The 22,619-nt window shown below is 64.0% G+C and carries 22 protein-coding genes; 16 read left to right on the top strand and 6 right to left on the bottom strand.

Features of this window, described 5'->3' with window-relative positions:
* Positions 1-25 precede the first annotated feature (25 nt).
* The 5 genes from AAF563_05925 to AAF563_05905 are packed head-to-tail and all read left to right on the top strand — an operon-like array spanning position 26 to position 4,773.
* Positions 26-955, top strand: coding sequence for a MoxR family ATPase (locus AAF563_05925; GenBank protein ID MEM7120795.1), 930 nt, complete (start codon positions 26-28; stop codon positions 953-955).
* Positions 952-2,175, top strand: coding sequence for a VWA domain-containing protein (locus AAF563_05920; protein MEM7120794.1), 1,224 nt, complete (start codon positions 952-954; stop codon positions 2,173-2,175). The genes AAF563_05925 and AAF563_05920 overlap by 4 nt, the downstream gene beginning before the upstream one ends.
* Complete coding sequence (locus tag AAF563_05915; protein MEM7120793.1) at positions 2,157-2,486, top strand: XdhC family protein; 330 nt, start codon at positions 2,157-2,159, stop codon at positions 2,484-2,486. The genes AAF563_05920 and AAF563_05915 overlap by 19 nt, the downstream gene beginning before the upstream one ends.
* Entirely contained in the window at positions 2,483-3,169 is a 687-nt protein-coding gene (locus tag AAF563_05910) for an XdhC family protein (protein ID MEM7120792.1), read from the top strand. The genes AAF563_05915 and AAF563_05910 overlap by 4 nt, the downstream gene beginning before the upstream one ends.
* Positions 3,166-4,773, top strand: a complete 1,608-nt coding sequence (locus AAF563_05905; protein MEM7120791.1) for a molybdopterin-binding/glycosyltransferase family 2 protein — start codon at positions 3,166-3,168, stop codon at positions 4,771-4,773. Before AAF563_05910 ends, AAF563_05905 begins: the two co-directional genes overlap by 4 nt.
* Here the strand turns inward: AAF563_05905 and AAF563_05900 are convergent.
* Both AAF563_05900 and AAF563_05895 read right to left on the bottom strand, forming a co-directional pair.
* Positions 4,770-7,466 (bottom strand): bifunctional acetate--CoA ligase family protein/GNAT family N-acetyltransferase, encoded by a 2,697-nt coding sequence (locus tag AAF563_05900; protein MEM7120790.1) that lies wholly within the window; start codon positions 7,464-7,466, stop codon positions 4,770-4,772. The two genes, AAF563_05905 and AAF563_05900, sit on opposite strands and share 4 nt — an antisense overlap.
* An 18-nt stretch (positions 7,467-7,484) precedes the next feature.
* Positions 7,485-8,351 (bottom strand): LysR substrate-binding domain-containing protein, encoded by an 867-nt coding sequence (locus tag AAF563_05895; GenBank protein ID MEM7120789.1) that lies wholly within the window; start codon positions 8,349-8,351, stop codon positions 7,485-7,487.
* Between the two features lie 91 nt (positions 8,352-8,442).
* Between AAF563_05895 and AAF563_05890 the strand changes: the two genes are divergently transcribed.
* The 5 genes from AAF563_05890 (at position 8,443) to AAF563_05870 (ending at position 13,166) form a co-directional block, all read left to right on the top strand.
* Positions 8,443-9,618, top strand: a complete 1,176-nt coding sequence (locus AAF563_05890) for a 2-aminoethylphosphonate--pyruvate transaminase (protein MEM7120788.1) — start codon at positions 8,443-8,445, stop codon at positions 9,616-9,618.
* Positions 9,615-10,445: a phosphonoacetaldehyde hydrolase gene (gene phnX / locus AAF563_05885; protein MEM7120787.1), complete on the top strand. Its 831-nt coding sequence runs from the start codon at positions 9,615-9,617 to the stop codon at positions 10,443-10,445. Before AAF563_05890 ends, phnX begins: the two co-directional genes overlap by 4 nt.
* 74 nt (positions 10,446-10,519) lie before the next feature.
* Positions 10,520-11,746, top strand: a complete 1,227-nt coding sequence (locus tag AAF563_05880) for a threonine ammonia-lyase (protein ID MEM7120786.1) — start codon at positions 10,520-10,522, stop codon at positions 11,744-11,746.
* A gap of 102 nt (positions 11,747-11,848) precedes the next feature.
* Entirely contained in the window at positions 11,849-12,586 is a 738-nt protein-coding gene (locus tag AAF563_05875) for a glutamine amidotransferase (protein MEM7120785.1), read from the top strand.
* A gap of 112 nt (positions 12,587-12,698) precedes the next feature.
* Entirely contained in the window at positions 12,699-13,166 is a 468-nt protein-coding gene (locus AAF563_05870) for a DNA starvation/stationary phase protection protein (protein MEM7120784.1), read from the top strand.
* A gap of 71 nt (positions 13,167-13,237) precedes the next feature.
* Here the strand turns inward: AAF563_05870 and AAF563_05865 are convergent, their stop codons facing one another.
* A complete protein-coding gene (locus tag AAF563_05865) occupies positions 13,238-13,846 on the bottom strand; it encodes a DsbA family protein (GenBank protein MEM7120783.1) in 609 nt (202 codons plus the stop codon).
* 110 nt (positions 13,847-13,956) lie between these two features.
* Between AAF563_05865 and wrbA the strand changes: the two genes are divergently transcribed.
* Together wrbA and AAF563_05855 are read left to right on the top strand one after the other, a co-directional pair.
* Positions 13,957-14,559: an NAD(P)H:quinone oxidoreductase gene (gene wrbA, locus AAF563_05860; protein MEM7120782.1), complete on the top strand. Its 603-nt coding sequence runs from the start codon at positions 13,957-13,959 to the stop codon at positions 14,557-14,559.
* A gap of 11 nt (positions 14,560-14,570) precedes the next feature.
* Positions 14,571-15,542 (top strand): glutathione S-transferase family protein, encoded by a 972-nt coding sequence (locus tag AAF563_05855; protein MEM7120781.1) that lies wholly within the window; start codon positions 14,571-14,573, stop codon positions 15,540-15,542.
* A 180-nt stretch (positions 15,543-15,722) separates the two neighbouring features.
* Here the strand turns inward: AAF563_05855 and AAF563_05850 are convergent, their stop codons facing one another.
* The 3 genes from AAF563_05850 to AAF563_05840 all read right to left on the bottom strand — a co-directional run bounded on the left by AAF563_05850 (position 15,723) and on the right by AAF563_05840 (position 18,944).
* Complete coding sequence (locus AAF563_05850; GenBank protein ID MEM7120780.1) at positions 15,723-15,878, bottom strand: DUF1127 domain-containing protein; 156 nt, start codon at positions 15,876-15,878, stop codon at positions 15,723-15,725.
* Positions 15,879-16,047: 169 nt separating this feature from the next.
* Entirely contained in the window at positions 16,048-16,860 is an 813-nt protein-coding gene (locus tag AAF563_05845) for an enoyl-CoA hydratase/isomerase family protein (GenBank protein MEM7120779.1), read from the bottom strand.
* Positions 16,857-18,944, bottom strand: coding sequence for an acetate--CoA ligase family protein (locus AAF563_05840; GenBank protein MEM7120778.1), 2,088 nt, complete (start codon positions 18,942-18,944; stop codon positions 16,857-16,859). Before AAF563_05840 ends, AAF563_05845 begins: the two co-directional genes overlap by 4 nt.
* Positions 18,945-19,196: 252 nt before the next feature.
* On the opposite strand from AAF563_05840, the gene AAF563_05835 reads away from it, so the two are divergent.
* The 4 genes from AAF563_05835 to AAF563_05820 all read left to right on the top strand — a co-directional run bounded on the left by AAF563_05835 (position 19,197) and on the right by AAF563_05820 (position 22,595).
* On the top strand, positions 19,197-19,844 hold the full coding sequence (locus AAF563_05835) for a glutathione S-transferase family protein (protein MEM7120777.1): 648 nt from the start codon (positions 19,197-19,199) through the stop codon (positions 19,842-19,844).
* A gap of 155 nt (positions 19,845-19,999) precedes the next feature.
* Positions 20,000-20,713, top strand: coding sequence for a 16S rRNA (cytidine(1402)-2'-O)-methyltransferase (gene rsmI / locus AAF563_05830; GenBank protein MEM7120776.1), 714 nt, complete (start codon positions 20,000-20,002; stop codon positions 20,711-20,713).
* Positions 20,710-21,792 carry a tRNA guanosine(34) transglycosylase Tgt gene (locus AAF563_05825; GenBank protein ID MEM7120775.1) on the top strand — a complete coding sequence of 361 codons (1,083 nt, stop codon included), beginning with the start codon at positions 20,710-20,712 and terminating at the stop codon, positions 21,790-21,792. The genes rsmI and AAF563_05825 overlap by 4 nt, the downstream gene beginning before the upstream one ends.
* Entirely contained in the window at positions 21,789-22,595 is an 807-nt protein-coding gene (locus AAF563_05820) for a 16S rRNA methyltransferase (GenBank protein ID MEM7120774.1), read from the top strand. Before AAF563_05825 ends, AAF563_05820 begins: the two co-directional genes overlap by 4 nt.
* Positions 22,596-22,619: the final 24 nt, after the last annotated feature.

The raw sequence follows: 22,619 nt of genomic DNA, 5'->3' as shown, positions 1-22,619 counted from the left end.
CTGGCCCCCAACCCTTGGCGTTTTCATGGGCACGTCCCTGCCTGAATCCATTGACGACACCGCCGCCTTGTTGACGGCGTGCGACTATGTCGCCGACCGCAGTCTGGCCACCACGCTCTATCTGTCCCTCAAAATGGGGCGGCCACTGTTCCTCGAAGGCGAAGCCGGCGTTGGCAAGACAGAAGTCGCCAAGGTGTTGGCTGAAGCGCTGGGCCGCGACCTCATCCGCCTGCAGTGCTATGAGGGCTTGGATGTCACCAACGCGGTCTACGAGTGGAACTATCCGCGCCAGATGGTCGAGATCCGGTTGGCCGAGGCCGATGGCGCCGCCGACCGGCGCAGTGTCGCTGACGGCATCTATACGGGCGACTTCCTGATCCAGCGTCCGATCCTTCAGGCCCTTGAGCCACACAAGGGCGGCCCGCCGGTGCTGTTGATCGACGAACTCGACCGCACTGACGAACCGTTCGAGGCTTTCCTTCTGGAGATCCTGTCGGATTTCCAGGTGACCATCCCCGAACTCGGGGTCGTCAAGGCCGAGACACCGCCGATCGTGGTGATCACCTCGAACCGGACCCGCGAAATCCACGATGCACTAAAGCGCCGCTGCCTCTATTTCTGGATCGACTATCCCAGCGCCGCGCGCGAGCTGGAGATCCTGCATCGCAAGGTGCCGGGCTGTGACGAGCGTTTGTCGGCCGAGATTGTCGCGTTTGTTCAGGCACTGCGCGACGAGGATCTCTACAAACAACCGGGTGTCGCGGAGACCATCGACTGGGCGACCGCGTTGGTTCAACTCGACGCCTTGTCCCTTGAGCCCGCCACGATCAACGACACCTTGGGCGTGCTGCTGAAGTACCAGGACGACATCGCCAGGGTGCGCGGTTCGGAAGCCGCGGCGATCCTGGATCGCATCCGTAGCAACAGCACGTCCGCCGAGGCCGTCGCCGAATGACCGACAGCGCGGCACCCTCACCTGTCGCCGGGAAACTCGCCGACAACGTCGTGCTGTTCGGCCGCACGTTACGGTCCGCCGGAATGCCGGTCGACACCGGACGCATCCTGAACGCTGTCCGCGCGGTTGAGACGGCAGGCCTCACCCGGCGTGACGATTTCTACTGGGCCCTCCACGCCCACCTCGTCAGCCGCCACGATCATCACGTCGTCTTTGATCAGGCGTTCCACGCCTTCTGGCGCGACCCCGAATTGCTGAAGAAGATGTTGGGGTTGGTCCTGCCACTCGCCCGGTCGGACACCGCCACCGAACAGGAGGCCTTGAGCCGGCGCGTCGCGGATGCCATGGGCAAGAGCAAGGATCAAGACGAGGCCGACCTTGCCGCCGGTAAGGAGGCAGACATGACGATGTCCTTCTCCGACCGCGATGCTCTGCGTGACAAGGACTTTGCGTCCATGTCCACCGACGAGATCGCGCGCGCCAAGAAGGCGGTCGCCGCGATGACCTTGAGAATGCGCCCTTTGACGTCGCGGCGCATGCGCACCCATGCCTCAGGCGATCGCGTCGACATGCGCGCCACCATGCGCGCGGCACTGCGCGGTGCCGGCGACATCATCCCGCTGGAGCGGCGCCGCCGCCGAACCCGGCCTCCGGCGCTGGTGCTGTTGTGCGACATCTCCGGTTCGATGAGCGGCTATAGCCAGATGCTCGTGCACTTCGCCCACGCCCTCACGAACGATCGCGACCGCGTCCATACTTTTCTGTTCGGCACACGGCTGACGAACATCACCCGGCAGTTGCGCCACAAGGATGTCGACGTGGCGATGGCCGATGTCGCCGACACGGTCGACGACTGGTCAGGCGGCACACGGATCGGCGGCTGCTTGCATACGTTCAATCGCGAATGGTCGCGCCGCCTTCTTGCCCAAGGCGCCGTCGTCGTCATGATGACCGACGGCCTGGACCGCGACGCCGGCGACAACCTGGCGAGCGAGATGGAACGCCTTCACCTGTCGAGCCGCCGTCTGATCTGGCTCAATCCCCTGTTGCGCTATGATGGATTTGAACCCAAATCCTGGGGCATACGGACGATGCTGCCCCATGTCGACGTATTCCGCTCCGCACACAGCTTGGCGAGCCTGGAAGCGTTGGCCGCGCTACTTGGCGACGCGATGGGGGCCAATGACGAGGAGAGCATGACATGGCGACAGGCGATCTAGACGGCGACGTGCTGGCCGAAGCGCTTACCTGGCAGCAAGCCGGCCATCAGGTCGCGCTGGCAACCGTCACCCACACCTGGGGTTCCAGCCCCCGTCCGGTCGGCAGCCAACTGGCCGTGCGTGATGACAGCACGTTCCGCGGTTCGGTTTCCGGCGGCTGCATCGAAGGCGCGGTGATCCAGGAGGCGCTTGCCGCCCTCAAAGACGGCAAGACCCGTAACCTGGAGTTTTCGGTCAGCAACGAACAGGCTTGGGAAGTCGGTTTGACCTGCGGCGGCACGGTTCAGGTCTTCGTCGAGCCGGTCGCGTGACACCGCAGACACTTGAAGCGCTGCAGCGCGCGCGCCGCGACCGGCAACCTGCCGTCGTCGCCACATGGCTTGATGATGGTGAACAGGTCTTGGTGACACCATCGAACGGCGCAGCACCTTTGGCGATGACGGAGGCGATTGACCAGGCGATTCAGGACGACCGTTCGCAAACGGTCGAGGTCGACGGGCGCCGTCTGTTCCTTCATGTCTTCAATACGCCGCTTCGGTTGATCGTGATCGGCGCTGTGCATATTGCCGAACCTTTGGCCCGCTACGCCGCGATTGCCGGTTACGACGTGACGCTGATCGATCCACGCCGCGCCTTTGCCGACCGCGAGCGGTTTGCCGGCGTGACGATCATCGACGCCTGGCCCGATGAAGCGCTAACGGACCTCAGGCCCGATCACCGAACTGCCGTGGTCACGTTGACCCACGACCCCAAGATCGACGATCCCGCCTTACACGTCGCCTTACGGGCGCCGCTGCTCTACCTCGGCTCGCTGGGCAGCAAACGCACGCATGCCAAGCGGGTCGAGCGCCTGCTAGAAGCGGGTTTCTCCGAAGATGAGATCGCCCGCATTCACGCACCAGTCGGCCTCGACATCGGCGCCAAATCGCCACAGGAGATTGCGCTATCAATCATGGCGGAGATCACCGCTGTACGGCGAGAGGCGTCGCCTTGAAATTCGGCCCCACCGCCACCGGCTTGGCCGAAGGCGCCATCCTCGCCCACAGCACCCGTTGTGGCGACCGCACGCTGAAGAAGGGCTTGGTGCTCTCCGGTGATGACATCGCGGCGCTGCGAGCAGCCGGCGTCGATAATGTGATTGTCGCCCAGCTCGGCCCCGATGACGTTCATGAAGATGACGCCGCGCAACGCGCAGCCGCGGCCATGGCGGGACCGGGGATCGATACCGCCGCGCCCTTTACCGGCCGTGTCAATCTGATCGCCAAGGAAGCTGGCGTCGTCGTGCTGGATAGCGCGCGTATCGAAGAGCTCAACTCACTCGATGAGTCGTTGACCGTCGCCACCTTGCCCGCGTTCGCCATGGCCGAAGCCGGCCAGATGGTCGCGACCATCAAGGTCATCCCGTTCGCCGCACCGCGCGACGGTGTGGCGGCGTGGGAAGCCATTGCCACGCGCGACGATCCGGTCATTCGTCTCGCATCCTTCAAGCAGCAGCGGATCGGTCTGATCCTGACAATGACGGACGCCACGCCGGACAAGGTACTGGACAAGACGGCCCGCGTTGTCGCCGATCGGCTGGCGGCCTTGGGTAGTGACGTCGTTGCTGAAGGCCGGTGCCACCACAATGCGGATGCTTTGGCATCCGAGATTGCACGTGTCACGCCAGGCGTTGATATGACGCTGATCTATGGCGCCTCGGCGATTACCGATCGCCGCGATGTCATTCCCGCCGCCATCGAACAGGCTGACGGCGCGATCCAGCACTTCGGCATGCCGGTTGATCCCGGCAATCTGCTGCTGCTGGCTGAACGGCAGGGCAAGCCGGTTCTCGGACTGCCCGGCTGTGCGCGGTCACCGAAGCTGAACGGCTTCGACTGGGTGTTGCAGCGCATGCTGGCCGGTCTCGCGGTCACGCGCAACGACATCATGGCAATGGGCGTCGGCGGATTGCTGAAAGAGATCCCTTCACGTCCGCAGCCACGGCGCGAGCCGCAGGAAGGGCGCGTGCCGCGCGTCACCGCCCTGGTACTGGCGGCCGGTCAGTCGCGCCGCATGGGCCGCGACAACAAGCTGCTCGCGCCGATCAACGGCCGCGCCATGATCCGCCACGTTGCCGAGGCGGCCGTCGCCTCCCAGGCCCATGCAACCATCGTTGTCACGGGCCACGAGGCAGAGGCGGTGGGAGACGCGCTCGACGGCCTCGACCTGACGACCACGGACAACCCGGACTATGCGGAAGGTCTCAGCACGTCGCTGCGCGCCGGCCTGGAGGCGGCCGGGGACGACTGCGACGGCGTCATCGTGTGCCTGGGTGATATGCCGGGCCTGACGCCGGCCCTGCTCAACCGCCTGATTGCCGCGTTCGATCCGACGGAAGGCCGCGCCATCGTGCTGCCGACCTATCGCGGCAAACGCGGCAACCCGGTTCTGTGGGGCCGCCGCTTTTTTGAAGCGATGCGATCGGTCGCGGGCGATGTCGGGGCGCGTCATTTGCTGGGCGAAAACGAAGACCTGGTTGTCGAGGTCACGGCCGACGACGACGCGGTTCTCGTCGATATCGATACCCCGGAAGCCCTCCAAGCCGCTCGTCGCGGCTAACGCGACGCGGTTGCCATCTCCGGCGTTGGCGCCGCCCGAAGATCCAGCACAACGCGCACGGCGTTGGGATCATCGGGCACGTTGTGCTCCTCAAATCCCAGACCCGAGGTAAAGTCCCGCATGCGGCGGTTCTCGCGCAGCACCTCGCCGGCCATGTGCGCCGTGCCCCGCGAGCGGCAGTAACGGATCATCTTGCGCATCAACGCAGCGCCCAACCCCAGGCCCTTCAGATCAGACCGCACGACGATGGCGAACTCCGTCATCTCATTGTCGGGATCCGTGACCGTGCGTACCACGCCAAGCGTATCGCCTTTGGGGCCAATGGCGACGAACGCCATTTCCCGGTCGTAGTCAATCTGCGTCAAACGCGCCATCTGGCTGTGGGGCAGTTGTTGGACCTGGCCGAAGAAGCGGAAGCGAACGTCTTCGGGCGTCAGCTTGTCGATGAAGGCGTAATGATGCTCCTCGTCTTCGGGCCGTATCGGACGGAACAGAACGTTGCCGACACCGTCGAAGGCAGCATTCTCCTCAAGCTCTTGCGGATAAGGTCGGATCGCGGGACTGTGCGCAACGCCGGGTTGGGCCAGACCAATGCGCGCATCGAGCGCAATCACCCCCTCCTTGTCGACCAGCAACGGGTTGATATCGAGCTCCTCGACCTCGGGCAGATCGACGGCGATCTGGGCGACCTTGATCAACGTCAGATAAAGCGCGTCAAAGTCGATCGACGGCTGATCGCGGTAACCCTCAAGCCGCAGCGCAATGCGCGTGCGTGAAACCAGCTCGGCTGCGAGCTTCATGTTGATTGGCGGCAACGCCACGGCACGATCGGCAATAACCTCAACGGCGCCACCGCCCTCGCCGAACAAGGCAAAGGGCCCGAAAATCGGGTCCTGACCCAGCCCTAAGATGAGCTGGTAGCCACGCGGACGCCGTGCCATCTCCTGGACTGTGAAACCATCCAGGCGCGCTTCCGGCACAAGCCTGGCGATGCGTTCCTGCATCTCCTCGGCCGCGCCACGCACCGCATACGCGTCCTTCAGATCAAGCACGACGCCACCAACATCGGACTTGTGGGTGATCTCAGGCGACAGGATTTTCAGCGCGACGGGAAACCCGATCTCCTTCGCTGTCGTCGCGGCCTCGCCCGGCGTCGCGGCGCGGCGCGATGTCACGACGGGAATGGTGAACGCCTCCAAGACCGCCTTGGCTTCCGGTTCGGTCAGGAGTGTCCGTCCGTCCGCGCGCACCGCATCGATGACCGCGCGCGCGGCATCGATATTCGGCGTAAACGTCTCCGGGACATCAGCGGGCGTCTCCAGCAGCAGTTGCTGGAGTTCCGTATGGCGCGCGGCGTGAAGAAAACCCCTCACCGCGCTCTCCGGTGTGTCGTAGGTGGCCAACCCTTTGTCGCTTAGAGCCTTCCGCGCGCGAACAGCGCCGCGTCCGCCAAGCCACGACGTAACGATCGGTCTTTGCGCCGACGCAAGCTTGTCAGCCACCGCGGAAGCCGCGTCCTGGGAATCGGCTATGGCCGTTGGCGCGTTCAAGACCAGGAGGCCATCGCTGCCGGGATCGGCGATCACCGCCTCAAGCGCTTTGACATAGCGGTCGGGCGGGGCGTCCCCGATGATGTCGACAGGATTGGCGTGCGACCATGTTGCCGGCAAGACGCCGTCGAGCGCGTTGATGGTTGCCGGTTCCAGTTCGGCCAGACGGCCGCCACCGGCAATCAAGGCGTCGACGGCCATCACGCCCGGTCCGCCGCCATTGGTGACAATGGCCAGACGGTTGCCGGTGACACGACGGCAGCGAGCGAGCGTCTCGACGACGCTGAAGAGTTCTTCGAAGTCATATGCGCGCAACACGCCGGCACGCGCCATCGCCGCGTCGAACACATCGTCCGCGCCGGCCAGCGCCCCGGTATGCGAAAGAGCGGCCTGGGCAGCCTCGCTGACACGGCCCGACTTGATCGCAACGACAGGTTTGTTGCGCGCCGCCGCGCGCGCCGCCGACAGAAACTTCCGCGCGTGGCTGATCGATTCGATGTAGAGCAGGATCGACTTTGTCGCGGGATCACTCGCCAGATCGTCGATAACATCACCGAAATCGACATCCAGGCTGTCGCCCAAGGATACAAAGCGGGAAAAGCCGATGCCGCGCGCCGACGCCCAATCGAGAACCGCCGTGCACAGCGCACCGGACTGAGACACGAACGCGATGTTGCCAGCCTGCGCCCCGCCCGGCGCGAAGCTCGCGTTGAGCGATTGCGACGGCACGATCAGCCCGACGCAATTGGGGCCTAGAATGCGCAACAGATGCGGACGCGCCGCATCCAGCATTGCCTGCGCCAGCGTGCGGTCTTCCGACGCGGCGTTGCCCAGGCCCGCGGTCAAGACGACCGCGGCCTTGGTGCCGCGCGCGCCAAGTTCACTAATCAGGCCAGGCACGGTCGCCGGCGGCGTACAGATAACCGCAAGATCAGGTGTCACCGGTAAATCGGCGACCGAGCCATAACAAAGCACACCCGCGACGGCCTGATGTTTCGGATTGACCGGCAGGACCGGCCCCTGGAAACCGCCCGCCAACAGGTTGCGCATGACCGTGGCGCCGACGCTTTGGGCGCGGTCGGAGGCGCCGATGACAGCGACCGATGAGGGAGCAAAAAGGCGGTCCAGATTGCGCGTTGTCATGGCGACCTTGACGAGGCGTTACGGAGACTGTTGATCCATCAATTCGACGAAGGCACGCACCGCACGTTGGGAACGCCTGTCGGCGCGGCAGACGACGTATTCATCCGTTGTAATATCGGCATCACGCAACGGAATTGCGACAAGGCGCTCATCTTCACCAAACTCCGCTTCGTTGACGACACCGACACCCAGGCCGGCCGCTACCGCCTCGCGCACGGCTTCACGGCTCTCGATCTCCATCACGACCTCCGGCTTGATGCCACGCTCGGCAAGTGCCGCCTCGAACACGCGCCTGGTGTTGGAGCCCTGTTCGCGCAGGATCATGGGCGTGCCGTCCAGCTGGCCGACCGCGATCGAGCGCCGGCGTCCCCAGGCATGACTGCGTGGCACGAAGACAACCAGCCGGTGACGGGCGACGTGGTGGAAGTCGAGGCGCTCATCGTCGACCAGCCGGGCAAGCACGGCGACGTCCGTGCGGTAGGCCAGCAGATCCTCCAGCATGTCGTCGGAGTTACCGATGGCCAGGGACACCTTGATGTTGGGGTAGCGTTCGCGAAATGCCGCCAGGTGGGTCATAACGTGATAGGGACCGTCGGCACCGACGGTCAGAGAACCATGCTCCAAGCCGCCGGATTCATTGAGGATGGTCGCGGCCTCATCAAAGGCTGCGAAGCTGCGTTGTGAGATCGCATGTAGCTCCTCGCCCAGCTTGGTGAGGCTCAAGCGCCGATTGACCCGGTGAAACAGCTCGACGCCATAGGCCTCCTCCAGGGCTTTGATCTGCACCGTGATGGCGGGCTGGCTGACACCGAGGCGCTCGGCAGCGCGGGTCACGCTGCCGGTTTCCGCGACCCCGTGAAAGGCGCGAAGCTGTGCGTAGTTCATAACCTGGATATATCAAACCTTTAACGAATAGTAATTTGCTTTATACAACCGTGCTCCCTAGGTTCAGCGCGACATCCCTGGAGGACGCGCCATGAACCATCCGGACCGGCAACCCCTGCTCCTGACGCCTGGCCCGCTCACCACCAATCCAGCGACCCGGCGCGCGATGGATCGTGATTGGGGCTCGCGCGACACCGACTTCATTGCGCTGACCGCGCGTGTGCGCCGGCGTCTGGAGGAGCTTACTGGCGGCGACGACGGTGCGTTCGTCGCGGTGCCGTTGCAAGGCAGCGGCACCTTTGTCGTCGAAGCCACGCTGGGCACCATGGTGCCGCGCGACGGCAAGGTCTTGGTCCTGATCAACGGCGCCTATGGCCGCCGGATGGCGACCATGCTGGAGATCATGGGGCGGGACCACACCACCGTCTCCTGTGCCGAAAACGAGCCGGTTACCGGCGCCATGGTGGAGGCCGCGTTGTCGGGCGACGGTACGATCACCCATGTCGCGGCCGTGCACTGCGAAACCACATCCGGCATCTTGAACCCAATCGAGGAGATTGCGACGGTCGTCGCAAAACACGGCAAGCGCCTGCTGATCGATGCCATGAGCAGCTTCGGCGCTATCGCGATCGACCCGGCCCGTGTCCCCTTCAGCGCCATCATGGCCTCGTCCAACAAGTGCCTTGAAGGCGTTCCGGGGATCGGTTTCGCGATCCTGCGGGCAAGCGACCTGGCTGAAGCCACCGGCAATGCCCATTCGCTGAGCCTCGACCTGCACGCCCAGTGGAAGGGCTTCGAGAGCAATGGCCAGTGGCGCTTCACGCCGCCAACCCACGTGCTGGCCGCGTTTGACGCAGCGCTTGCGCGCCACGAGAGCGAAGGTGGCGTTGACGGTCGGTTCGAACGTTACAGCCGAAACTGCGAGGCGCTGGTCACCGGCATGCGCGCTCTGGGGTTCCAGACCCTGCTGACGGACGACCTACAGGCGCCGATCATCGTGACGTTCCTGGCGCCGTCGGAACCGGGTTTCTCGTTCCAGCGGTTCTACGATCTGCTGCACGCCAGGGGTTTTGCCATCTATCCCGGCAAGCTGACCGAGGTCGACAGCTTCCGCGTCGGCTGTATCGGCGATCTGGATGCCGACGACCTGCGCGCCGCTGTCGCTGCGATTGGCGAGGTCATCGACGAAGCTTGCGCGTCGGAGAAGTCGCGGCGCACCGATTCCGTCCCTCAATCATCAAGTGAGCTAGAGAGCATAAATCAATGACATTTATATATAATCGAGAGTTTCGAGGGCCGCTCGAAGCGTGCATCTTCGATTGGGCGGGCACCGTGCTGGACTTTGGCTGCATGGCGCCGGCCGCCGCCTTTGTCGAGGTCTTCGAGCGCCATCAGGTGCCGATCACGGTCGATGAGGCCCGCGCGCCGATGGGCGCCCACAAGCGGGTGCACATTCAGGAAATCACGGAGATGGCCGGTGTGCGCCAGCGCTGGAACGACGCCCACGGCCGCGCGCCCAACGACGACGACGTCGAGACCATGTATCAGGAGTTCATTCCCCTGCAGCTAAACTGCCTGGCGGACCATTCGGCCCTGATCCCCGGAACCCTGGATGTGGTAGGCGTGCTGCGCGATCGCGACATGAAGATCGGCACGACCACCGGGTACATCGCCGACATGACGGCGATCAACCTGGCGGAAGCCAAGAAGCAGGGTTTCGAGCCGGATTCGACCGTCTGCTCCGACCAGGTGCCCAAAGGCCGTCCCTACCCCGACATGTGCCTGCAGAATGCTATCAATCTTGAGGTCTCCAGCGTGCAGGCCTGCGTCAAGGTCGACGACACGGTGACCGGCATAGAGGAAGGCCTCAACGCCGGCATGTGGACGGTCGCGCTGACCGTCTCGGGCAACGAGGTCGGCCTTTCCCTGGACGACTGGCAGGCGCTTCCCGGCGCCGATCAGGCGCGTCTGCGCGCCAAGGCCGAAGACAAGATGCGCCGCTCTGGCGCCCATTACGTCATCGACACCGTGGCCGACCTGATGCCCTGCATGGACGACATCCAGGCCAGAATAATGCGCGGCGAGAAACCCTGATGATGTCGCTTTAGGGCTCGAAATCCGCCCGGTGATCCGGCACATTCCGTCGCCGCCTCACCGGAGAGATTGTCATGACGGTTACCCTGGAGGACATTCGCCAGGCTGCCCAGGTCTTGGTCGGCCAGGTCGAGCGCACGCCCTGCAGCCATTCACGCACGTTGTCGGAGATTTCCGGCGCCGACGTCTATGTCAAGTTCGAGAACCTGCAGTACACCGCCTCGTTCAAGGACCGCGGCGCTTTCATCAAAATGTCGTCCCTGACCCAGGCCGAGCAGGCCAAGGGCGTGGTCGCCATGTCGGCCGGCAACCACGCGCAGGCGGTCGCCTATCACGCGCAGCGCCTGGGCCTGGCCGCGACCATCGTCATGCCCGAGGGCTCGCCGACGGTGAAGGTGAAGAACACGCGCCGGTTCGGTGCCCGCGTCGTCCTGTCGGGTGAGACGATCGACGATGCCGCGGTCTACGCCAACAAACTGGCCCAAGACGAGGGTCTGACCTTCGTCCACCCCTATAACGACGAGAAGGTCATGACGGGCCAGGGAACGGTCGGTCTGGAGATCCTGGAGGACGTGCCGGACCTCGACGCGGTCATTGTGCCGATCGGCGGCGGCGGTCTGATTGCCGGGATCGCCATCGCCACCAAGGCGATCCGGCCCGCGATCGAGATCTTCGGGGTCGAAGCCTCGCTCTTCCCTTCCATGTACCAGGCGCTTCAAGGGATGCCGGTGACATCGGGTGGACGAACGGTGGCCGATGGCATCGCCGTCAAGACACCGGGCGATCTCACCATGCCCGTCGTGCGTGAGTTGGTCAGCGACATCTTCCTGACCAGCGAGGAGCAGCTTGAACACGGCGTCCAGATGCTGCTGGAAATTGAAAAGTCCGTGGCGGAAGGCAGCGGCGCGGCCCCGCTGGCCGCGCTCCTGGCCCACAGCGACCGGTTCGCCGGCAGGAAGGTCTGCCTGATCCTGACCGGCGGTAACATCGACTCTCGTATTTTGTCGGCGGTCATCGAGCGAGGCCTCGTGCGTGACGGCCGCATGGTTCGGCTGCGCATCGCCATTCCCGACGCGCCGGGCACGCTGGCCAAGATCTCCGGCATCATCGGCAATGCCGACGCCAACATCATCGAGGTCTATCACCAGCGGGCCTTCTCCAGTCTGCCGGTCAAGCAGGCCGACCTCGACGTCATCCTGGAAACGCTGGACCGCGATCACGTCGTCGACGTTATCGGGCGCCTGACCGCTGCGGGCTTCCTTGTGCGCGAGCTGGGGCCGGACGAATCAACCCTTGCCTAAGGCTCTGACATTGAAAGCGTTTCTGGCGCGCCACGTTTGCACCGGGCCCATTACCCGCATGGAGAGTTGACCGCGCCCGCGTGATCGTCAGACTGCACGCCCATGGAAAAAACCAAGGTCATCTGCGTCGTTCACGGCGACTACTCGAGAACCGGGCGTATTGGCGACAACATCCGCGCCAAGGGGTTTGAGGAGGTCCGCTACTGCCTGCCGACCGGCGACGAGCTGCCGACCGATTTTGACGGTGTCGCCGGCGCGATCGTCTTCGGTGGCCCGATGAGCGCCAATGACGACGACAAGCTGGACTTTATCGCCAAGGAACTGCGCTGGATCGACAAGCTGACGGCCGCCGACGTGCCGTTCCTGGGTGTCTGTCTGGGCGCGCAGATGCTGGCGCGGGTCCTGGGCGCGGAGGTCAAACCCCATGACGAGGGCTGGCACGAGATCGGCTTTTGCAAGATCGCGCCGACCGAGGCCGGGCGCGATGTCATCGGCGACCTGCGCTATGTCTACCATTGGCATGGCGAGGGCTTTGACATGCCGGCGGGCGCCGAACACTTGGCGGTGGGCGCAAGCGGCCACTTCCCGAACCAGGCCTACCGTATTGGCGAGCGGATCTACGGTGTCCAGTTTCATCCCGAATGCACCCTCGAGATGATCGAGATGTGGACCAAGGAGGGGGCGGAAAACCTGTCCGAACCCGGCGCGCAGCAGCCCCATGAGCAGATCGCCGGCGCCAAACGATACGACCACCTGGTCGATGCCTGGGTGCCCGGTTTTTTGGACACGTGGCTCGGACTTGAAAGCCGTGAGTTTGAGGTGCGCTCAGCCGCCTCCTGACCCACAGAAACTGTGTTGTGAAAACCGCGCGGGAGCCCATTGCGGCCCCTTGAACGCGCGCCATGGGCGACCATATATTTCTTAGAATTCTTCTAATTATGGAGTTGCCCCGATGTCCACGACAAGCGCCATTTCCAACGACGCTAGCCGGCGTGTCGCCCACGAGCTCGGCCGCGTCCTGGCCGATACCTACACGTTGATGCTGAAGACCCAAGGTTTCCACTGGAACGTGACGGGCCCGCAGTTCAACAGCCTGCATGAGATGTTCGGCTTGCAGTATCAGGAGCTGTTCCTGGCCGCCGACGAAGTCGCCGAGCGCATTCGCGCCCTTGGCGAGCCCGCGCCGGCGAGCTATCGCGCCTACGCGACGCTGCGCTCGATCGACGAGAACGACGAGCCGATGGACGCCCCGACCATGGTCGCGACACTGGCAGCCGATCACGAGGCGCTGTCACGCTCCGCCGGCAAAGCACGCGCCGCGGCCGAGGATGCCGGCGACGAGGTCAGCGTCGACATGATGGTCGCGCGCATGACCCAGCACGACAAGACGGCCTGGATGCTGAGGGCTAACGCGGCCTGACCCATCCAGCCCGCTGCGCCCGCCGGAAGGAGCCCCTCCCCCTCTGCCGGCGGGCGCGGCCGTTTGTCTGTCTAGATACGTCCCTCCAGAACGCCGCGAACCAGCGGCAGGCGGTCATTGCCCCAGATGAGACGGCCACCGATCAGGAACGTCGGTACGCCGAACACGCCGTTTACCTTGGCCGTTTTGATCTCCTCCTGGTGCTCTTGCTTGACCGCGTCGCTGTCGAAGGCCGCCACGAAGGCCTCGTTGTCGAGCCCGATGTCATCGGCCGCTCTCACGTAGTCGTCGCGGACGACCTCGTCGCCGAGCCTGACAAACATCAGGCGAAAAACCTCGTGGCTGTACTCCACCACCGCACCCAACCGCCGCGCCGCCAAGCACGCGAGGCTCGGCAGATCCCGGTCGAAGCTCAGACGGCCGACCGGCTCGACGAAGGGCACGCCGTAAAGCGCGGCCCATTCCTCGGCATCGCGCTGGCGGTAATCCCAGTCATACTGGCCCGACGCGGGTGGGCCGGTGAATGGATTCTGCTCGCGCGCGTCCATCAGGGCGCTGCTCTTGATCGGGTGCCAAACGATGTCGATATCGTAGTCGGCCTCAAGCGCCTCGATCTGGGTCGCGGCCAGGTAGGAGTACCGGCTGGAAAGCCCATAGTAGAAGTCGACGGTCACCGTCATACCTGCCTCCCTCTGTCAACCGTTTGGCAACAATCCGTTGCGATTTGCGCAGATTGTCTGGCGATCGATTGGACCCATCTGCTTCTCAGATTTAACGAGGAGCCAATCTGATGACCAAAGTTCTGGTGCTCTACTACAGCACGTATGGCCACGTCGAAACCATGGCCGGCGCGGTCGCCGACGGCGTGCGCGATGTCGACGGGGTCGAGGTAACGATCAAGCGGGTGCCGGAGTTGATGCCCGAAGACGTTGCCGTCAAGGCAGGCGCCAAGCTCGACCAGAGCGCCCCCCTCGCCGACCCGAAGGAACTCGCCGATTACGACGCCATTATCTTTGGTACACCGACCCGCTTCGGCAACATGGCGGCCCAGATGCGTAACTTCCTGGACCAGACCGGCGGTTTGTGGATGGCCGACAAGCTGGTCGGCAAGGTCGGCAGCGTCTTTGTCTCGACCGGCACCCAACATGGCGGTCAGGAAACCACCATCACCTCGTTCCACACCACGCTGTTTCATCTGGGCATGGTGGTTGTCGGCGTGCCCTATGCCGAGAAACGGCTGCTGGATATGGACGAGATTACCGGCGGTTCGCCCTATGGCGCGTCGACCCTTGCCGCCGGAGACGGCAGCCGCCAACCGAGCGACAGTGAACTTGCCATCGCGCGATACCAGGGCCGGCATGTCGCAGAAATCGCTCACAAACTTGCGGCCTAGGGAGGATTATCGTGGGACTGCTGATTGACGGTGCCTGGCATGACAAGTGGTATGACACCGACGAAAGCGCGGGCCGCTTCGAACGCCAGGAAGCCGGTTTTCGAGATTGGGTGAGCGCCGACGGCACAAGCGGCTTCAAGGCCGAGGCCGGCCGATACCATCTCTATGTCTCCCTCGCCTGTCCGTGGGCCCACCGGACCCTGATCGTGCGTAAGCTCAAGGGGCTGGAAGACATGATCACCGTCTCCGTGGTCGATCCCAGGATGGGCAGCGAGGGATGGGTCTTCGGCGACTTTCCTGGCGCCACCGATGACCCGGTCAATGGCGCCCGTCATCTGCACGAGGTCTACACCAAAGCCCGACCCGGTATGACCGGCCGCGTCACCGTGCCAATCCTATGGGACAAGCAGACCGGCACGATCGTCAGCAACGAGTCCTCGGAAATCATCCGCATGCTGAACGGCGCGTTCGACGGCCTGGGTGCGGACACGAGTATCGACCTTTGGCCGAGCGACCTGCGCGAGGCGATTGAGGCGGTCAACCAGCCGATCTACGACAACATCAACAATGGGGTCTACCGGGTGGGGTTCGCGACGACCCAAGACGCCTATGAGGAGGCCTTTGAGGACCTGTTTCGCACGCTCGACTGGGTCGAGGACCGGTTATCGAAGCAGCGCTATCTGATTGGCGACCGACTGACCGAAGCGGACTGGCGTCTGTTCACTACCCTCATCCGCTTCGATCCGGTCTACCACGGCCACTTCAAGTGCAACCGCCAGCGGCTTAACACGCTGCCGAGCATCTGGAACTACATGCTGGAACTCTATCAGGTGCCGGGCGTCGCCGAGACCGTCAACATGGATCACATCAAAGTCCACTACTATTGGAGCCACACGACGATCAACCCGACCCGTGTCGTCCCGGCAGGACCGGCGATCGATTACACGATGGCTCATAATCGAGAGCAGCTCTCCGCGGCTTAGAACACCAACGGCCTAGACGGCACCTGCCCGCTTTCCTCCCGGTCCCCCAGGATGCCGCGATGGGTGGTCGAGAGGGGAGTCGGCCGGTGATGCCGAAGGATCCATCGACACCTGGAATCAGAAAGGGCCCCGGGCGTTACGCTGCCGGGGCCCTTTCGGGTTCGATAGTCATGGGTCGATTCAGTTGCTGTTGAATTTGGTGTCGCGAGCGAAACTGGAAATCTGACCGCGATGAATACCGATGTCGTGGAGCTGTGCATCGGTGAGCCGGGAAAGCTCGCGGCGGGTCGACCGAATGCGCCAGCCACGGCGCAGGTTGTCAAACATGGTAGCCATTGGCCTTGTCCCTTATCCAAAGGCGTCGCGGGATCGCGACGTCCAATAAGGCGAACATGTGCATTCGCGGTGCGCGGCACCATGGGAAAAACATCATGACTCCCATGATGTAAGTGCATGCCTCGCAAGGGCCAATCTGTGATCGCCGTTACAGCATCCAGACGACTTTCTAGCGCCTGAATTTGGCGTCGCGCCAGGCCAGGGCCGCCTTCAAGCCCTCTTCCTCGCGGATGCGTTTGAACTCGGCCTTTTCGTCGGTCATGGTCGACTCGATCAGGACATCCATGTCGAGCGCCATCTGCAGTGCGTCTCGCATGCCCATCATATCGTAGGTCCGGTTGATCGCCCGTTTGGTCATCCGAACCGAATGGGCGGCGGCAGCGGCCATGTCCTCGGCCATCGCCATCGCCGCGGCGACCTCCTCGCCATCGGGCACGACGCGGTTGACCAGGCCGAAGTCATAGGCCTGCTGGGCGGTGATCTTGTCGTTGCCGGTCAGCAGCAGCTCCTTGGCCTGTTTCGGACCGGTCATCCACGGCATCAGCATGGCGACGATGCCGGAGCTAAAGCGCACCTCCGGCTCGCCAAAGCGGGTGCTCTCGGCGGCGACTGTCACGTCGCAGGCAAGCGCCAGCTCGAACGCGCCCGCCAGGCAATAGCCGTGCACCGCCGAGACGGTCGGCTTGGGGCAATCCCAGAACTGCATAATGAAATCCAGATCGAAGCGCAGCACGTCTTCCCACGCTGCCGGCGTCTCCAGTTTACGTCCCGTCGAGGCGGCGAGATCGAAGCCGGCGGAAAACGCGCGGCCCGCACCCTTGACCAGGATCGCCCGCACCGCGTCATCGGCGGTGAACGCCGCCATGGCGCCGTTGGTCTCCTCGATCAGGGTGTGGTTGAACGCGTTCAACACCTTCTCTCGCTCGAAGGTCAGGATGCCGACCGCGCCCTCACGTTCGACGGAAATCGCTTCATAGCTCATAGCTCGTCTCCTCCACCGGCAGGCAACACCAGCGCGTCAACCGCCACCGCACCACCACCGGACACCAGAACCGGGTTCACGTCCATCTCCGCGATCGATCCGGCGAGATCAGCGGCAAGTCCGGAAAGCCGCGCCACCACATCCGCGAGACTGTCGAGGTCGGCGGGCTCGCGCCCGCGCGCGCCGGTCAGCAACGGATAGGCCTTGAGCCCCTCCAGAAGACGACGCGCTTCGGCCGCATCGACCGGCGGCAGGAAACAGACGGTGTCGCGAAAGATCTCAACGAAAACACCGCCCAGGCCGACGGTCATCACCGGACCGAATGTCGGATCGTCGACGACGCCGACGATGATCTCCGTGCCGCCCTTGGCCTGCCGCTGCAACGTCACCGCCGGACCGAGCTTCGCGCTCATGGCTCGATAGGCTTCGGCGACCGCCGCACTGTCATCCAAGCCGACCACGACGCCGCCGACATCTGACTTATGGGCGATGTCGGCACGCGCCGTTTTCATGACGACGGGGTAGCCGAGGTCGTCGGCTGCCGCACACGCCTCGTCCGATGTCACGGCCTCGCGCATCGCGGGTATGGCGACGCCCCACGCCGCGATCATGGCAAGCGCGTGCTCACTGGTCACAGAACCCTTAGCCAGCCGCCCTCGCCAAGTGGCGACAACGTCATCGCCGGGGCTCGGCGGCGGCTTGGTCTCCGACCGCTTGCGGTGCCACCGGAAGAAATGGCGCAGCGCCAGAAGGCCAGTCTCGGTGCCCATCAGCACAGGCACGCCGAGCGCGCGAAGCCGCGCGGCTTCGACGCGGTCGATCGTGCTGTGCAGGTTGCCGAGCAGCGCGCACGGCTTGTCGCTCGACTGGTGCAGCGCCGCCATCGCGTTGGCGGAGTCATAGAGAATGCGGCGATCGGGCACCATGTTGGTGGCGATGATGACGGCGCCGACTTGCGGATCCTCGGCCAGGATCGGCGCGATCTGGGGCAGCACCTCGAACCCGCGCTCGCCCCAATAGTCGACCGGGTTCTCCGGCTCCAGGCCGGGATCCAGCACCGCTTCCAAACGCGCGCGCGTCGGCGCCTCGAGTTCGGCCAGTTCGACACCGATATCGGCGGCAAGGTCAACGATCAATTGGCGCTCACCGCCGCTGTCGGTTTGAACGCCCAGTTGACAGGTTGCCGGCGCGCGACCACAGGTCATCATCTCGAGTGTGTCCAGCATCTCGTCTAGATTACGCACCCGGATCAGATTGTGGCGGCGGAAGACAGCGTCATAGGCGGCGTCCGAACCCGACAGCGCGCCGCTGTGGGAAAACGCGAACGCCTGGGACTTCTCCGTGCGGCCAAGCTTGAGCACGACGACCGGCAGGCCCTTGTCGTCGGCCCGCTCGACCGCCGCGATGAAGTTCTCGGGATCGCGTACTGCTTCCATGACGCAGGCAATCGCTTTGACGTCCGGCTCACCGCAAAGATGGTGGATGTAGTCGGCCATGGTCGTCGCGACCTCGTTGCCGACAGAGACACCGAACGCAAAGCCCGCCTGGCGCTGGCTGGCACCGACTCCCGACCAGGTCGAGCCGCTATGGGATAGAAGCGCGACCGATCCCGGCTCGTCATTGCCCGCCAAGTGCGTCATCGAGAGCCAGACGTCATCGAGGGCGTTGAAGAGGCCCATGCAGTTGGCGCCGCATACGGCCATGCCGGCCTCGCGTGCGATCGCCGCGACACGGTCTCTCAGCGGCGGATCACCGGGCGGGTCCTCATAAAGGCGGCCTAAGAGCACCGCCGCCTTGACGCCAGCTTCGGCAGCCTCGGTCATCGCCGCCTCGATCCGGTTGTCGCCGACGGCCATGACGGCGCAATCGGCGGGCTGCGGCAGATCGTCGAACCGGGGCACGCAAGGGTGCCCGACGGCGGTGTCGTTGGTGGGGTGGATGCCGAAGAGCTGGCCGGTGAACCGTGGACCCGCGCCATGGGTCATAACGGCCCGGCCGACGGCGCCTTCGCGCGTCGAAGCGCCCACCACGGCGATCGTGCGTGGGCGAAGCAAGGCGTTCATCGCCTCTTGTGATACGGTCATGGAACTGGGCACCAGGAATTGGGTGGCGCATCGAAGCCCAGGCGCAAACGGACGTCAAGCAGGGGAGTGGGGTTCCGGCGTGACCGACACTCGTTTTTGATTGCTACGTCGATCGGCAAATCTGGATGCGATCATTCAGCGCGTCCTGACGGTGCTGCCAGAGCTCTACGCCGTGGCCGAGGGGTGCGGCTGCTGTTATGCCAGCGGTTGCGGACGTGGTGCGATAGGTTGGAGAGAAGAGGATCTGCTTGAATGACGTATGTTTTGTATGGGCACCGACGGTCGGGGTCTCTGACTGTGGAGATGGCGCTAGCGGAAATCGGTGTTGACTATGAGGTTCGCGATATTGATCTCGAGTCTAACGCCCAGCGCGACGAGAGCTATGCGTCCATCAATCCCCAGCAAAAGATCCCTGCCCTCGTCACACCAGCCGGCGAGACGCTGACGGAGTCCGTCGCCATTCTTCTGACGCTTGATGAGCGTCACCCGGAAGCGGCGCTGCTGCCGAAGGACGAAACCGACAGGGCTCTTGCGTTGCGTTGGTTGTTGTTCATTGCGACCGAGATCTACCCGATCGTCGAGATCAATGACTATCCCGAGCGGTTCTCTCCAACCGAGGAAACTGCGGCTGGGGTGCGCGACATCGCGCGCTCCATATGGCGGCGGCGTTGGCTGCTCGTCGAAAACGAGACGGCGGGAACCCCATACTTCCTGCAGTCCGGTTTCTGTCTCACCGACATCTACATTGCGGTCGTTAGCCGCTGGGCGCAGCAAGATAGCTGGCGTGTTGAGCATTTGCCCAAGATTGAGCAGCTCACGGCCGCGGTCGCCGCAAGGCCAACGACGGCGCCTGTATGGTCCCGGCATCGACCGGATGAGATACCGGATCGCTTCGGCTAGGTGGTGCGGATCAGCCACGCGACCAAACGATCAGATTTGGCGGGACCGCGTCGGCTTCCTCTTGTGATACGGTCCTGGACCTGGGCGCCACAGAGTGGATGGCGCTTCGAAGCCCGGGCGCCATCCCGGATCAAGCAGGCGAATGGGATTCCGGGATGACCGGCACGCTTTTTTTGATCGGCACGCCGATCGGCAATCTCGACGATATCAGCCAGCGCGTCTTGACGACGCTGGGTGATCTCGATGCGTTAGCGTGCGAAGACACAAGGCGCACCCGCAAGATCTATGAGCACTTCCAGCTCTCAAGTCCCAAGACGATCTTCGCCTGCCACGACCACAACGAGGAGCTGGCGGTCAAACGCATCGCCGGGCTGTTGCGCGACGGGCGCAAGGTCGGCCTTGTGACCGACGCCGGCATGCCCGGCATCAGCGACCCCGGTTTCCGCGCGGTGCAGATGGCGCTGGAGGACGACCACGCCATCGAGGTCATACCCGGACCGAGCGCGGTCGAGACTGCGCTTGCTGTTTCAGGCCTCTCGGCCGCCAGCTTCACGTTCAAGGGTTTCCCACCGAAGAAGTCAGGCAAGCGGCGTAACTTCCTGGCCGCCGACGCGGCCATGCCGCACACCATCGTCCTGTTTGAATCGCCGCACCGCACCGGCGGGCTCCTGGTCGACGCGCTCGCCGCGCTGGGCGACCGGCGGGCTGCCGTCTGCATCGAGCTCACCAAGATGTTCGAGGAGGTCGCGCGCGGCTGGATCTCCGAGCTCGCCGAACGGTTTGCCGAGGAGACGCCGCGAGGCGAAGTCACGATCGTCATCGCCGGTAACAACCCGAAGTTCATACGGCCTGAGCCCGAGACCGCATGAAGACGCTTCAGACGCGACGTGGCGCGCTCAAGCTGCCGGCATTTCTGCCCGACGGCACGCGCGCGGTGGTGCGCGGTCTGGACGGCGATGATCTGACCGCCTGCGGCATCGACGCGATCATGGTGAACGCCCTGCACCTCTCCACCAATCCCGGCACCTCGACGGTGGAGGCGGTTGGCGGCATTCACCGCTTTATGGATTGGGACGGCATCGTCGCGTCGGACTCCGGCGGTTTCCAAGCGTGGTCGCTCGCCCACGCCAACGCGAAGCTGGGCAGCGTGACCGACAAAGGCTTCGTCTACCGCCACGAAAAAAAGGGTGCGAAGAACCTGCTGACGCCGGAGAAGTGCATCCGCCATCAGATCGAACTGGGCACCGACATCGTCTTCTGCCTCGACCAATGCACCCATCCCGACGACAGCCCGGAGGTGCAGAAGGCCAGCGTCGCGCGCACGCTTACCTGGGCCAAACGCTGCCGCGACGAGTTCACCGCACGCGTCGGCGAACCCGGCGGTCCGGTCAACGACCGGCCCCTGCTGTTCGCTGTCGTCCAGGGCGGCAACGATCCGGACCTGCGCAAACGCTGCGCAAACGAGCTGGCGGAGATGGGCTTCGACGGTTTCGGTTTCGGCGGCTGGCCGATCGCCGAGGACGGCGGGTTGACCGACATGGTTGCCCGTGTCGCGGAGCTGCTGCCGCCCGAGGTACCCAAGCATGCGCTGGGCATCGGAAAACCCGACAACCTGGTAGCCGCGTGGCGGGCGGGCTATCAGCTCTTCGACTGCGCCATCGCAACCAGAGACGCCCGCCGGCGCCGCCTCTATGTGACTTCAGACTTAGATACTATCTATTTGAACAAAAAGGATTTTTACTCGTTTCTTTACGTGGAAGATGAAGAGCATGCCCGCGATGACACGGCGCTTGATCCCACCCTTGATTCGGGCGGCCCCTCACGCGCCTATCTCCATCACCTGTTCAAGATCAAGGATAGCGCGGCAGAGCGATTGGCGACCAAGCAGAACCTCCGTTTTTATGCGGCCATGATTGAACGTTTGCGCCAAACGGCGTCCAATCCATGATTGCCGAACCTCGTCAGGCGGTCATCACTGACCTCCGCAAAAGTGCCAAGTACGCCACCCTATGCGAGCCAACCCTCGAACGGATCGCCGTCTGGGCGATTGCCCGTCACCCGCGTCCGAAAGACGCGGCTAAGGCCGCCAAACGCAAGCTGCATCAAGTGTTTGGCGCCTACCTTGACCCCGGCGCCGTCGCCTTGGCGGAGCGGGCCGTGGATGAGCTGGGTGACAGTCCGGACAAGGCCGCCCTCGCCCAGGCAGCCGATGCCATCCTGCGCCACCACGCGTCCAGCAAGGAGCGCCTCGCCGGCCTGGGCAGCTTCTACAGGGCGCTCTGGCAAGTCACCGGAGCGCCCGCCAGCGTGCTCGACATTGCCTGTGGCTTCTCGCCCTTTGCCCTGCCGATGATGGGCCTGCCGGCCGAATGCCGTTATGACGCCATTGATATCGACACCCGTCTGATGGCCGTCGCCGAGCGATTTCGCGCCCTCTACGGGCAGCCTGGCCGTATCGAGGCAGGCGACGTCCTGGTCGACCCACCGGAAAAAGACGCCGATGTCGCGTTGGTTCTGAAGACCCTGCCCTGCCTGGATCAGCAGGAAACCGGCGCCGGCGCTCGCCTTTTGCGACAGATCAAGGCGCGAACCATCGTCGTCACCTATCCTGTGCGCTCCCTTGGCGGACGCGACAAGAATATGGCGGCGACCTATCGCGACAGCTTCGCCAAGGTGACGGCTGGCCTGGGTCGGCGGGTCGATGAGATCGAGGGCGAAGACGAGCTGGTCTTCGTGCTGACACAATTATGATGACGAATTCCGTGGAGAATTTGG

Source organism: Pseudomonadota bacterium, from assembly GCA_039028155.1.
Lineage (GTDB): Bacteria > Pseudomonadota > Alphaproteobacteria > SP197 > SP197 > JANQGO01.
This window is presented reverse-complemented; position numbering and strand designations above follow the sequence as displayed.